The 13829-nt window shown below is 45.4% G+C and carries 9 protein-coding genes; 6 read left to right on the forward strand and 3 right to left on the reverse strand.

The window, feature by feature from the left end; genetic code table 11:
• Positions 1-5: 5 nt before the first annotated feature.
• Both CEF20_RS13465 and CEF20_RS13475 read right to left on the reverse strand, forming a co-directional pair.
• Positions 6-3944 (reverse strand): chitobiase/beta-hexosaminidase C-terminal domain-containing protein, encoded by a 3939-nt coding sequence (locus CEF20_RS13465; protein ID WP_232713530.1) that lies wholly within the window; start codon positions 3942-3944, stop codon positions 6-8.
• Positions 3945-4138: 194 nt separating this feature from the next.
• The gene (locus CEF20_RS13475; RefSeq protein ID WP_100332433.1) at positions 4139-6625 is read right to left on the reverse strand and encodes a 5'-nucleotidase C-terminal domain-containing protein; all 2487 of its coding nucleotides are present in this window, start codon (positions 6623-6625) and stop codon (positions 4139-4141) included.
• Between the two features lie 287 nt (positions 6626-6912).
• Between CEF20_RS13475 and CEF20_RS13480 the strand changes: the two genes are divergently transcribed.
• The 5 genes from CEF20_RS13480 (at position 6913) to CEF20_RS13500 (ending at position 12389) form a co-directional block, all read left to right on the forward strand.
• The gene (locus CEF20_RS13480; RefSeq protein ID WP_100332434.1) at positions 6913-8664 is read left to right on the forward strand and encodes a DUF4855 domain-containing protein; all 1752 of its coding nucleotides are present in this window, start codon (positions 6913-6915) and stop codon (positions 8662-8664) included.
• 146 nt (positions 8665-8810) lie between these two features.
• Complete coding sequence (locus CEF20_RS17135; protein ID WP_232713531.1) at positions 8811-9218, forward strand: hypothetical protein; 408 nt, start codon at positions 8811-8813, stop codon at positions 9216-9218.
• 312 nt (positions 9219-9530) lie between these two features.
• A complete protein-coding gene (locus CEF20_RS13490) occupies positions 9531-11057 on the forward strand; it encodes a Na+/H+ antiporter NhaC family protein (protein WP_100332435.1) in 1527 nt (508 codons plus the stop codon).
• A gap of 463 nt (positions 11058-11520) precedes the next feature.
• Positions 11521-12021, forward strand: coding sequence for a competence protein ComK (locus tag CEF20_RS13495; protein ID WP_100332436.1), 501 nt, complete (start codon positions 11521-11523; stop codon positions 12019-12021).
• Between the two features lie 71 nt (positions 12022-12092).
• Complete coding sequence (locus CEF20_RS13500; protein WP_100332437.1) at positions 12093-12389, forward strand: DUF4282 domain-containing protein; 297 nt, start codon at positions 12093-12095, stop codon at positions 12387-12389.
• A 177-nt stretch (positions 12390-12566) separates the two neighbouring features.
• On the opposite strand, the gene CEF20_RS17140 is transcribed toward CEF20_RS13500, so the two are convergent.
• Positions 12567-12731, reverse strand: coding sequence for a hypothetical protein (locus CEF20_RS17140; RefSeq protein ID WP_232713532.1), 165 nt, complete (start codon positions 12729-12731; stop codon positions 12567-12569).
• A gap of 263 nt (positions 12732-12994) precedes the next feature.
• Between CEF20_RS17140 and CEF20_RS13505 the strand changes: the two genes are divergently transcribed.
• Positions 12995-13168, forward strand: coding sequence for a YuzL family protein (locus tag CEF20_RS13505; protein WP_100332438.1), 174 nt, complete (start codon positions 12995-12997; stop codon positions 13166-13168).
• The last annotated feature ends 661 nt before the right edge of the window (positions 13169-13829 follow it).

Consider the following 13829-nt stretch of genomic DNA (forward strand, 5'->3'; position numbering starts at 1 on the left):
GAACGTTAAAGGGTCACGATCAGGATCAGAAAATAATTGGTTAATGAAAGAGAAAGCGTTTCTCCCGCTTTCACTGTTTGATTTGTCAATTCCTTTTGTAACACTGGCGCCTTATTGCCCTCAGGCACAGAAGGAGAGCCGATTGGCTCTCCTTCTGAATCTGTGAACTGGATAGAACCAGGTGCGGCTCCATTTTCATATTGGATTTTGTTCATGATGTTTTCAGCGCCTCTGATTTCTTTAACATTCGTCCCGAAAATAATGACTTCCCTTGCTTCAGCGCCTTTGAAGTCAATAATGGCACCTGGCGCTTTCGGCTGGATGATTACTTTTGCCGTTTTCAAACCGGCACCTTTCAGTTCAGCATATGCACCCGTTAAGTAAAGGCCTTCCGTCAAAACAGATGACTCATCAAGATGAATCGCCACGCTTGGTGATTGAATGGTCAGCTTCTTCGTTTTAAGGTTTGCTAAGTTGAATGCTTTTTCAGGCTTAACGAGCTCCGGTGTTCCTTTGCCAGCCCCTTTCAAATCCACTTGCACTAATACTGGATCATGGTCGCTGGCGCGCCCTGCCATATCAGTGAAGTCGGCATTGATATGCAGAATATCCACTTTCGTGTGGGCTGCTAAGTTATTCGATACTAGAATATGGTCTAACACTTGGGAGTTCCCTTGGTACACATACGTATAGCGATCCCGCTCTTCCACCTTATGGATCATGTTCGTCATATGTTCACCTTCGTGAATCTTTAGCGCATCAGAGAATTGGAAATCGTTAAAATCGCCAAGAGAAACGATGTTGGCATCTGGATTCTCAGTCTTTATCTCTTTAATAAAGTTCGTTACGACTTTAGCAATTTTCTTGCGCTGTTCTTCACTTTTGTAAACAGGCGGCTGCTGTAAACCGAATAACGGGGTATCTCCGCCTTTAGAGTTCCAATGGTTCGCAATGACAATCACATTCTCCCCTTGGAAATCAAACTGGGCAGCCAGCGGCTTACGGCTGCTATTAAAGGCCTCGTTAGTTGGGGCAATACGGCCTGGATTATATGTTAATTTTCCATTTTCATATCCAACAGCTGTCGTTGCCTCTCCAGCTGGCCTCCCCTTTGTTAACGAGACACGATCAGGATTGTACAGGAAGCCGACACGGATATTGGCGCCTGGCTGGCCGCCGTCTTGATCGTTCACCGGATCAATATTTACATACTGATAGTCCGGTCCCCCGGCATCTGCAATCGCCTTGATCAATCGCTGATAGCTTTGATCTGCTTTTGAATCGCCGCCATCTGGGCCGTTGTTATCTTGCACCTCTGTCACACCAACAATATCAGGGCTTTGCATATCGGCAGCGATGGCTCTTGCCAGCTTTTGCGCTTTCTCATTCGAGGTCGTTTTATCATTGTTAGAGAAGTTCTCTAAATTATAAGAAGCGATTGTCAGCTTCTTCTCATCCTTCGCAATCGTCGTTTGTTCCGGCTTCGCCTCCCCTTTTACATGAGCCGCTTCCATCTTATCTAGTTCAACGTAAATTTTGTAGTTTTGGAATGAATAACCGACTACGCCTTCGATGGGACCTTTAAATTGATCGCCAGTCGCCACTTCAAAGTCTCGCGCTGAGCGGTTCGGCTCTAAGCGGAATTGAATGCGCTCAGCATTTTGATCATTCTCTTCTAAAAGAACACCGCCATGTAAAGAGTTCGTTTCACTGCTTTCAAGAACCGTTACAAGATCACCATGCTCTTGCGGAGCGACGGCTTTGACATTGCCCACTTGCACGCGCATGCCTTCAAGACTTTCCCAGAAGTCAATGGCGTCTGTATCCGGATTGAATTTCTCTAGCTGATCACTGTCAATCTTGTCAGCTGGAAGATTGCGTTCATCAATCACGATTGGGTCTGGCAATTCCACTCCTTTTTCTACAACGTCCACCTCCCCGCCTTGATCATTGCGAACGTTGATTTGTGTCGTCTTCAGGTCTGTTTTCTGACGGTCACTGAACCCGTCAATCGCATATTCACTGACTTTACCGGTAACAGAAACTAAGTCCCCTTCCCGGATCGGCCAAGGGTTCTTTCCGCTATATAGAACGATGCCTTCCGATGTTTTCGGATCACGGTCGACCTGTTCATCCGGTGTTTGGATATGGTAATAATAGCTGCTGCCTAATTTAAATGAATACGTTACCACTCCTTGAAGGTTCTCCACCGTTTGGCCATTTAATGGAGAGGCATGGCTAGCTCCTTGAACATCGTGAATTTGTAAGCTGTCTGTAATCTTATAATCGAATGTTTTGGCTTCGCTGTACTGACCATCTGCTGTTTTTACCACAGCTTTAAGCGTGGTATTTTCTTTCATCTCAATGGGCGCTTCGTATTTCACGCCATGGGCAGCTGGATCTGATCCATCGGTTGTGTAAAGAATTTCAGCATTCGCCGTATTTGTCGATAAGGTAACCGTTGTGCCGCCTGCAAATATGCCGCTGCCAGGACTGGCAAACACCGGCTGGACCACAGAGCTGTCGGCTACGATATCTTGCTGCGAACGCGGAATGATCTGATAATCCTTATTATATTGCTGCACAATTCCTGTAATGGAATCATACGCCATCCCTTCTGTTAAATCTAATTCTCCTGTTTCATCGCGAACGATAAATTCAGTTGTGCCATCTGTGGCGGTATAATTCGCCCAAGAACCGCCATCGTGGACGCTTTTAATTTTCACATTTTTCACAGTCACAAGCTCTGACTCATTGTCTTCCTTCACATCAGCACCCGTCACTTCTTTCGAAGCAGGCGTACCGGCACCAGCCGTTTTTTCAACGATTGTTGCTGGATCTACTTGCAGGAGACCTCTAAAATCGGCGATGGTCCCTAATAACGTCACTTGATCGCCCACCGTCACATCTAAGCTTGCTGGACGAACGGCGATCCCGCCCGTCTCATCTTCTACCGCAATCGTGTTTTTCAATTTGGCAGTGACGATTCCTTTAATCGTTACCGTTTCACCAGCGGACTTTGTCCGCGCCTCAGCAATGGCCATGGCTTGAACCGGATCAGCCGCTGCCACTTGCTCTGTTGCTTCGCTGGCCGCTTGGGATTCATTGTCTCCGCGAATGACAACTTTAATAAACTTTCCTTCCTGTGAAGCTGTCAGCTTCAGCGTGTTATCAGTGGCGCCTTCAATATTTGTATAGGCACCGTCTGCTGCATCAGCCGCTTGCCATTGATACTTGACATTTGTCGCTCCGTCATTAGCTTTTGCTGTTAATGTTTCTCCCACTTTTGGAGTCCCGGTTATGAAGGCAGATGCAACTTCAACTGACTCAGTTGGTTCCGAGGCTGCTGAGCCGTCCATTTCATGAGAGCCTAAGTTAGAAAAAGTATCTTTAGAGTAGCTATCCCACTCCGCAGCCGCATCAAATGCGTCAACGATGTTCATATCACCTGATTGAACGGAGCTTTTGCGGACTAAGGTGACGTCTGTGCCAAAACGATGCTTTAATCCATCCGCCTGTCCAATAGAGTCTACAACCGCGCCATTATTTCTTAAGACAACCGGATCATCCCCATTAAAGTTCACGGCTGCCGTTCCCTCTAAATCCCCCTGATCCTTTATTGGCTGTGCTGCATCCTTGTGATAGATCACATACGTATCATTACTAGCCAGTGTTCCAGTTAAATTCACTTTACCAGTTGAAGCAACAGCCCCATTGGAATGCAGCTCCAATGTGTACGTACTTAAATCCACAGAAGCGCCTGTCCCATTATAAAGCTCAATCGCTTTATTATAACTTCCGCCCTCCACATACTCCGAAATAATCAAATCCGCCGCTTTGGTTGCGGCTTTCGTTGGCAATGGAAAGCCAGGTACTAGCAGGCTGGCGGCTAAGGCGGCTGACAAGGTGCCATGCATCGTTTTTTTCCATTTCTTTTTGTGCATCAATCGTCTTCTCCTTTGCTTATTGAATAATTGCCCAAAAAATACGCATAGGGGTTGGCCAAAAAGAGAGGGTTCAGCCCAAAAAGTGAAGAAGCTAAAACCCAAGAATACTGTTAAATGACATTCTTGGGTTTTTAATTGGGGTACTTATTAGTCGAAATTGGACTTTTTAAACAGTCTCTTTACTTAACAAATTACAGAATCACTTCTTCCGCTTCAATATTCGATAGTTTCGAAGTGTCCCCTTCCACAGCTGAAAGATCCAGCTTTCCTTTTACTATAATGTTTTCATAAGTAATGCTAGGGTTCGCTGTTCCTGTCAGGATTAAATCACCTTGGATAACGGCATTTGACAGCGAAGAAGACTGAGAAATCTTCACTTTAACATCTTGAGTAAAGTGCTTTGGTTTGTCCGGAGTGCCGCTAAAGTCTGCAGGTGATAGAGTCAATACTTGTGAGCTTCCTCCGCTTTCAGAACCTGAATATGAACCGGTTCCCGTTTCAGCCACATCGACGATACGCCCTTCAATTTTCGGGTCAACTGTTTTCAATTGGGCGATATGGTCGCGAAGGTTTTCCCAATCGGATAAACCAAGGTCGGTTACGCGCCCTTCTTCATACGCTTTCTTGAAGATATCATAGCCGTCTCCGCCTTTCGCTGTGAAGGCATTGGTAGCAATTGTATAGGTTTCTTCCGCTTGAATTTGCGCATACGAGCCATTTGCTTTCTTATAAGCGACGGAAACGATGCGCTCACCGGCCGGTTTAGAAGAATCATATTGGACTTTCGCTCCAGACACATGCAAGAAGCCGCCATTTTCGCGGGGAAGGTCCTTCACGCTCGTTTCGAAGGCTGCTTTCAGCTCAGCTCCCGTGACTTCCATTGTCGCTAATGTATTTCCAAATGGAAGAACATTGATCACTTCGCCTACTGTAATTTCTCCTTTATCTACCGTTGTGCGGATACCTCCGCCGTTTTGCAGCGCCATTACCACATCTGGGTTATATTCCTTCGCTTTTGCCAGCATACCGTCCGTGATCAAGTTCCCGAGTTCAGTTTCATTTTTGCGAACGCTCGGCTTAGAATTATCTCCGCCTGTGCGGGGGTTATCCAATAATTTAGCTGCTGAGCCTCCAGTCGGTTCATTTTTAATCTTTTGTATTTTCTCAGCGTAAGGCTTCAGCAAATCTTTCGTTTCCACATCTTCCGCCTGATCTTTAATTTCGATCAGCTTGCCGGCGTGGCCGATTACTTTCCCATCCTTGTCGAATTCAACGTCTAATGTGCCGAGATGCTTATTGTACTGATCGGCATGAACGATCACTGTCTGATTCTTCCCCTTGCCGTTTTCATCCTTATTTACCGCGACAGGCTCATCTAATTTCGTGTGGCTGTGACCGCCGACAATCACATCAATTCCGTCTACTTTCGCCGCCAATGTCAAATCATTATCAACCGCTTCGTTGTCGTCATAGCCGATATGAGAAACGGCGACAATCTTGTTGACGCCCATACCTTCAAACGCTTGAACTGCTTTTTCCGCCTCTTTTATATAATCTTGGAACTCTATTTGTTTGGGGCTTGAAATCTCTTTCGTATCCTGAGTAGTCAGCCCAAAGAATCCTACCTTTTCGCCGTCCACTTCTTTGACGATTCCATTATAAATCTTGCCTTCTTCCGGTTTGCTGGAAATCGTATCGCTGAACAGCCCTTTGAATGTATCATCCTTTGAGAAATCAACGTTGGCGCTGACAAACGAAAATTTAGCTCCCTCGATAAAGTCCGCAAGCGCTTGATGCCCTTCCTTGCTGGAACCTAAGTCAAACTCATGGTTACCGAATGTCATAACATCATATCCCATAAGATTCATAAACTTTAAGTCGGCTTGTCCTTTGAACTCGTTAAAATAAAGCGTTCCAGAAAACACATCTCCCGCGTCGATCAATAACGCATCCGGCTTTTCAGCTCGAACCTCCTTAATAGCGGTCATTTTTTTGGGTGCGCTATCGAGGTTCGCATGCGTATCGTTCGTATGCATTAAGGAAAGCATGAAATTATCTTTCTCGGGGGCTTCAGGCTTTTTAACTTTGGATAATTTATGAAGAAGAACAGCAAAATCTCCCCGTTTAATCGGATCATTGGTGCCGAAGCTGTCGGCTCCCTTTCCTTTAGTAATGCCTGCGCTTACGAGCGCATCGACCGCTTCTTTATAGCGGGAGGTAACATCTTTAAAAGGGCTCTTCTTTGATTTGCCCTGGAGCTTGTATGCTTTTGAAAGCATGATCGCAGCTTCCCCGCGAGTAATTTTTTGATCTGGAGCAAATGAATCAGATGATTTTCCAGAAATGATATCAGCCTCTTTCAGCGCATCCACATACTTCTTCGCCCGTTTTGGAACATCCTTGAAGCCGGAAGCCTTCACATCTGAAACATTTAAATTTAAAGCCTTGGCAATCATCACAGCAGCATCCGCCCGTTTAATCGGCAGGTGGGTTCCGAACTTACTGGCGGATATGCCTTTAGTGATATGATTGCTGATTAAGTAATCCACAGCCTCTTTGTAATGACTTGACACATCTTTAAATGAGGCAGCAGATGCAGGTGAGAGAGCCGTTGCTACGAGTGTAGCCGTTGCCGCAGCAGCCACATATTTACGATACGATTTAGGTTGATAAGCCATGTTTACTCCTCCATTATTTAATTATCATGATAAGCTCGCCAAAAGACGTCCGCTTCTGACAGAATAGAACTTTGTCCCTATCAAGATAACATACAGATCCAGCCATTATTATTAATATTCTGTAAATAAACGATTAATTTCTATTAAATTTTCTGAAATAACATGGATTACAAATGAAACCAAAACTGTTAAAATAACCTGTAGGTTAAGTATGATTCTTAATTACAAGTCTCTAGATGAATGTGCACCTACCATCTAAATAAGAACGTGGAGGGAATGAAGAAATAATGAGGAATTTATTTATGCCAACAGCCGTACTATGTATGCTGCTGGTTTTATTCGGAAACTCACCAGCCTACGCAGCAGAAAAGATAGAATTTGCCGATGTGCCTCCGCATTATTGGGCGTACGACGATATTCAATTTATGGCTTCCTACGGGGTGATCAACGGCTACGAAAATGGAAAGTTCAAATATGGAAAAATCATTACCCGCAAGGATGCAGCCGTAATGCTGGCGCGCGCCCTTGAACTCGATTCAGCCAAGCCTTCTGAAGAACAGGAATTTGCGATCCCTGATGTTCCTCCTACTTTACCTGGTTATGGGGAGATATTGGCTACTATGGAATATAATTGGTTTTCGCTGAATGAGGAAGGAAAATTTGAGCCAGACAAGCCATTAACGCGAGATGAAATGGCGAAGGCCTTGGCGATGGCTTTTTCCTATGAAGGGAAAGGGAAGTCAGAATTTACGGATATAGAAGAAGATCACCCCTACTACCCATATATTGACGCGATTGACTATTACCGTGTGACAACCGGTTACAAGGATCAGACATACCGGCCAAAAGAGCCGATTACACGTGTGCAATTTGCCGTTTTTCTATCCCGTGTATTTCAGCAGCCTGCCTACTATGAAATTCGCAATGCTGGCGAGGTCGTCGCCAAGATCGACTCTTTAGGCTCCGCCTTAAAGAAAGCAGAGGAATATCCGCAGGGAACGATTCATCCTGCAAGCACGAAATACCGCAAGTTTTCTGATAAGCTCGCCAGCGAAGACAAGACGGATATAAAAGCCGGCACTTTGATTTACAACGGGGTTAATGAGAAAGAAACCTTCTCCAAAGAATATTTTGACCGTTATACAAGCTATCAGACACCGGACGGCCAAACAAAAGACTTCTTCCAAACGTTTATAATTGCAGGGCTTCGCTATGACGGCGGACGTTTTGCTGAAGTACCTGAAAACAAAGCGGATTACATAGATTGGAAAAACTATATTGAACGGACCTTCGCTGAACAAGGAGCCTTGAACCAGCTGAATCTTTCGGCAAAGGGGCAGAATAAACAAGTAGATGTCTATATTGCAATCCCTTATCCCAAACAAAAAGACCCGATTTTAAAATTAAACGATGAAGTGGTTGAAAATAATCTCGAATCGCGCAAAGAGCTAGTGAATTGGTATATCACCGAAGTAGCCGAAGAATGGGAGAAGAACGATTTCGGTCACTTGAACTTCAAAGGGTTTTACTGGTTGAATGAAACGGTCCGCAGCTATGAAGATGAGCGCCTCCTTCCGGCAGTGGCTGAGCGCATACATGAAGACGGACGCTTGTTCATTTATTCTCCGCATGCGACCTCGACGAATTTCAAGAAATGGAAGTCTTACGGATTTGACGCGGCCTTTCTACAGCCCAACGCCTTCCGATCCCATCTCAAAGATAAAGAGAAACGTCTGCACATGGCCTTTTTAAAGGCACAAATGTATGGAACAGGCATCAACATCGAAATCAACTCTTACTCTCAGGCACAAGCTCATTATGGAGAAGAAGCCTTTGATTTGTACATTGATTACGCCAAACGATACGGATTAGATGAAAAAGGCATGATCTTCTATCAAGGGGTCAACATGGTTGAAAGGATGGCTACCTATGATCACCCCATCTTCAAAAAGTGGTACCAACAATTAACGAGCACATTTTTTAAAGATCAACATCCTCCTGAAGATCGGAAAAAAGAAGATATTAACAGTCAGCTTTGATGCTGGCATCCAAACGGTCTGTCCTATAAGCCCATTCACTAGGTTATAGGACAGACCTATGTTTGTCTCTTAGCAGTTTCTCGTCTATACAAATTTTCGTGCGCAGCATACAGTAATTCAAGACTGTAGAAAAAGAGGTTTTTACCGTGGATAACGATTATCCCTATAGCCAAGAATCCCCAGAGAAACCGTTTGATGATGAGCGCCAGATTCCATTCATGCCCCAGGGTTTACCAATAGGGTTTCCGGGAGGGTGGCCTTCTCCAACCCAGCAGCCGGGAAGCGCACCACAGGCAGGAGGGCCGCCATTAGCAGCTCCTCCATCTTATCCGCCGCAAACGTCGCAAGCTGGCGGCTTTGCTGTAGACCCGGGAGCGATCCGGGGATGCTTGTACCGCTACACCTACGTTTGGCTTGATAACGGCCGCAGCTTCTGGTTCTATCCTACTTATTTAGGAAGAACCTCCATCGCCGGCTGGCGCTGGATGAATTTCCGCTGGGTCTACTACGGAACCGATTTGTGGAGAATCCGTTCCTTCCAATGCTACTCATAAGAAAAATCCGCTCTTCTCCATCCTGCGCTTAACAAAGAAGCGACTGTCTTCTTTTTTAAGCCGGGGCTTCTCCTCTTTTCTTCTATCTCTATACGTGAACAGTCTTAACGTCAATACCGGCATGAGCATCTTTTGGGTACGTGTTCGAATTCGTTGTGTCATAGCATTGGACAAACATCATATGGAAGAGCCGGCTGTTGGATCTATTCTATTTAACAGGATTTTCATCTCCCTATGTTTACATACATAATAAAGAGGGAATAAGCCTAGCTTAGAAGCCTATTTACATCATAAAGAGGAGGAAACAGGAAAATGGGGATTGGGTCTATGTTGCCTTTGGCTGTCGCTTTAGTGATGGCCATTTTGACACGAAATGTCGTAGTGTCTTTGTTTTTTGGGGTGATGACAGGTGTATGGTTCCTGGCGGAAGGCTCTCTTTTTAAAGCTATACACCTCATGATTGGAGATTATTTCTTTGGCCAGCTGGGAGATCATTATAATGCCGGCGTCATCGTTTTGCTGATGGGCATCGGCGGCTTTGTCAGCCTGCTGGAGAAATCAGGCGGAGCTGCGGCCTTTGCCCGGCAGATGTCGCGCTTTCTGGGCAATAAACGCAAAGTTCAATTCGCGGCGTGGCTCAGTGGAATCGGCGTATTCTTTACTGATTCCGGCTCCCCTCTAATCGTCGGTCCCTTGTTTGAAAAGCTGGCGGATAAGGTGAAGATGTCGCGGGAAAAGCTTGCCTGGATACTGGATTCCACCGCTTCTCCTATGGCTATTCTCATCCCTTTTATCAGCTGGGGGGTGTATATTATCGGCTTAATCGGCAAAGAATTTTCCGCTCTCGGCCTGAAAGAATCGGAGCTGACTGCGTTTATGAAAGCGATTCCTTTCCAATTCTACGCCATTTCGGTCTTATTAATGGTGCCTTTACTAGCGCTGATCCGGTGTGATTTCGGCCCGATGAAGCGGGCGGAAGTGCGGGCGGAGCGTCTCGCGCAGCCACAGACAGCCAAAGCGACCACTTCCATTCAGTCTGCTGGCAGCGCCAAGCCCTTTTTTGTCTGGGTGCCGATTGTCGTCTTACTGGCGGTCATGACTGCTCTATTGGTTCCGCTCGGTTTTCCTTTTAAAGAAGTGGAAGGATTGTCATTCCTTGTTGCATTAACAGCGGGTTACCTATTCGCCAGTCTGGTTCTGGCCGCTTTCATGCTGCTGTATAAAATAAAGAAAGCAAGCGAAATTTTGAATATGTATATCGCCGGCATGAAAAACATTGTCTCGATCGGAGTGACCCTCGTGCTGGCTTGGTCGCTCGGGGCAGTCATTAAAGAATTGGAAGCCGCTTCATATCTTGTCGGGCTGATGGAAGGGAATGTGCCCGGATATCTCATTCCGGTGATGATCTTCCTGGTAGGAGCGGTCATTTCTTTCTCCACCGGAAGCTCATGGGGAACCTTCGCTATCCTGCTGCCGCTGGCTATTCCGGCAGCAGTCGAGCTTGAGGTATCCGTGCCTGCTGCTATTGCCGCAGTGCTGTCCGGCGGGCTGTTCGGCGACCATTGCTCGCCCATTTCTGATACGACCATTCTCTCTTCGACTGGAGCAGGCTGCGATTTAATCGATCATGTGAAAACGCAAACACCGTATGCCTTAGTTAATGCCGCCGCCTCCGTGACCGCTTTTCTAATCGCCGGCATAACAGGAAGCGCGCTCGCTTTAGGGGCTGCTATTGCCGTGATGATCATTCTTGTGCTGGTATTCGATAAGCTCAGCCATCATTCCTTTCCGTTTCAGATGCCGCCAAAGCAGCATGAAGAAGCCACACTCAAAAAGTAGCCCAAAGCCTTTCTTTCTGGCAGACAAAAACCGGCCTCGCTTGCGGCCGGCTTTCGTCTCTTAATAAGTTCTTCTAACACGCTATTTCCAAGAGGATGAGCCCTTCTGCAGATCTGCCATTGGGTCGGTGCATGCTTTCATCGCTTTTGAAAGCTGCTCTAAATACTGAGCATAGTCCGGGCTAAGCCTGCACATAGCCGGTATAAACACATCGTAATCACCAAGGAAGCCAAGCTTTGATCGTCCGAAGAAAGAGTAAGAATACTCTGAAAATAGAAGATAAAAGCAAGCTCAGTGAAACTGTCTATCATGATCGTTCATTGATCACCTTTTTGCTTCCTGTATAGGGGCTCATTTTTTATCAAACGATGAAAGTTTTTAAAATATTTAAACGTTTTTTGTGTAGAAATAAACATCCATAATTGTTATAATATGACTAGAATTAGTCAAAGGGGGTAAAATAGTGGAGAAGATTGAGAAGTATAGCATTTCTTCGAAAACGATGGCGCTTAGCGGAGTCTATCATCCAGATTACAACACGATTATCCATGATGAAGATGGTATGTATTGCACAAAGCAAACCGTGAAATCTATTTTGAACAATGCCTGCCTTGAAAGATACAGCACGTATGATGGAAGAATTGAAGCCTTGCGGTATTTTCTTCCATACTTTAAAAAAACACCCCTGATGATTTGCCCCTATGAGGGAATTTGCGCTTTCCCGCACATATCACCTAGAAGCCCCCTTTGCAGCTGGCTCGTTCCAAACCACATTCATCAAGTTCACAAATTAGATAAGAAAAAAGTAAAAGTCGAGTTTAACAATGAAAGCTTTCTTCTTCTGAACTGCTCCTTCAAATCGATTAACAATCAAAGAGAACGTGCTGTCCACAGCATGAGCCATTTTTCCAGCCTGATCTCCCGCAAAATACAGAAAAATTATTTCTTTACCTATACGCATTAATATTATTTCTTCTAAGCTCATAGGATAGCAATGTCGAACTTATACTCTTATATGCCAGGAGGGATGACAAGATGGATAAATTTCTGCAATTTGACCGAATGATCACACCGACCATTATTAAAGTCCTGTTTTGGATTGGTGTCGCTTTATCCATTCTTTCCGGTCTCAGCATGATCATTACCGGAACAGGCCAATATGGCGGGGGTTTTGCCGTGCTGACAGGTCTGCTCACGATCGTCCTCGGTCCGCTGCTCGTACGAGTGTACTGCGAGTTGCTGATGGTGTTCTTCAAAATGCATGAATCCTTGAAGAACATAGAGGAACGATTAGCTGCCGGCTCAAGGCCTTTTGACAATCGCCCATCCTAGTGTGAATGATTCTCCATGGAGTGCAGACAAAGTCTCGAATGGCTTTGTCTGCACTCTTTTTAGGAGGAAAAAACGAAAACGCTTGTCAGGCGATGTACACAAACTCGAATAGAGCATCCATTCATGAGGGAGTACGAGTGAGACAAGCAGCGGCCATTATCGAGTTGGAGAAAACTTTCATGCGAGTGGTTGCCTTGTTTCCTCCCTTTGTTCTATATTTTCTGCAGCGCGATCACCTGAAGCATTATTTGCATTACGGCTGTCCCATCTCCCCTCGCGCTTTTTTCTTCCATTGATATACAGCGCTTCCATCATCCCCAATTGGGCGATGCGCAACGTCATACCACTGAGTAAAAACAAAATGAGCAACGGCCCGGCGGATCCGCCAGCCCTTGCCGCAACTTGCCTCTATTCATCAGCAGCGCGGCCCCTGCCGCACTTGCTAGCGCTCCTATCAAGCAGCCCTTCTTCATAGCCATCGCCTCACTTTCTTCCCTATCTATAACTCGATTCAAACTCGCTCACTCGCCCTTTCGCTTCTTTTCAGCCATGATAAACGAATACGCATTCCCAATAAGGAAGAAAATAAGAAGGGAGTTGATCACATGGGAAAACGCAAACAAGATCCATCCAAAGCCGGACTCGGTTCCCCGGATGTCCGGGGACAAGGCACCGCCGCGGCCGAAATCGGTGAAGCCGCCGCTCCGTCTTCACGCAAGAAAAAAAAGAAAATAATACGGAAAGACCCCGCAGGCTTTGAACTGCCCTCTGTCAAGTAGACAGGGGAAATAATAAAAATGATTTAAGCAGCTTTAGCTCTCTATTCCATAGGACTAAGGCCGTTTAATCCTTTTTGAGCACTATCATGATTATAAAAATCGATGTATTCATAGAATAAGACCTGTTAGTCATAAAAAAACTCCCCTCCATAAAAGGTAAGAGTGCTGTCCAACCTGCTATATCTTCGGCTTGTATATAAGTCTATGTTTTTCTGTAAGCAGCGTTAATCAGTTAGTTTGTCAGGGGGGTTGACTAGGAGATAGAACTTACCTAATGTATTGTCTGCTTGCTGGAACATCCACCTTTTATCGTCCTCCATGATTAGCTTCCATAATAATTGACCATGAAAAAATGCAGATGTTTGCTTACCTTGTATCAATTCATAAATAAGGGGGCAGGCGCATCCGAAAAGGGATCACATCCAGAGGAATCATTGTTGCTGAACACGAAGGAGTTATATACATTTCAAGTGAAGGTTGGGAACTTGAACAAGTAAAGACTGACAGTTATTTTATTGAAAGAGAAAAGGAAAAAGACTGAAACAGCAGTGAAGCATTTTATGATAAAAAACTTATTGGACATCCTCCATTACTTGAGGATGTCCAATAAGTCCCTAAAAATCGAGGAGGAGGTGACTAGACCTCTGCCCTCTCACACCAC

Origin of the sequence: Bacillus xiapuensis (assembly GCF_002797355.1) — a bacterium.
Taxonomy (GTDB): domain Bacteria; phylum Bacillota; class Bacilli; order Bacillales; family Domibacillaceae; genus Bacillus_CE; species Bacillus_CE xiapuensis.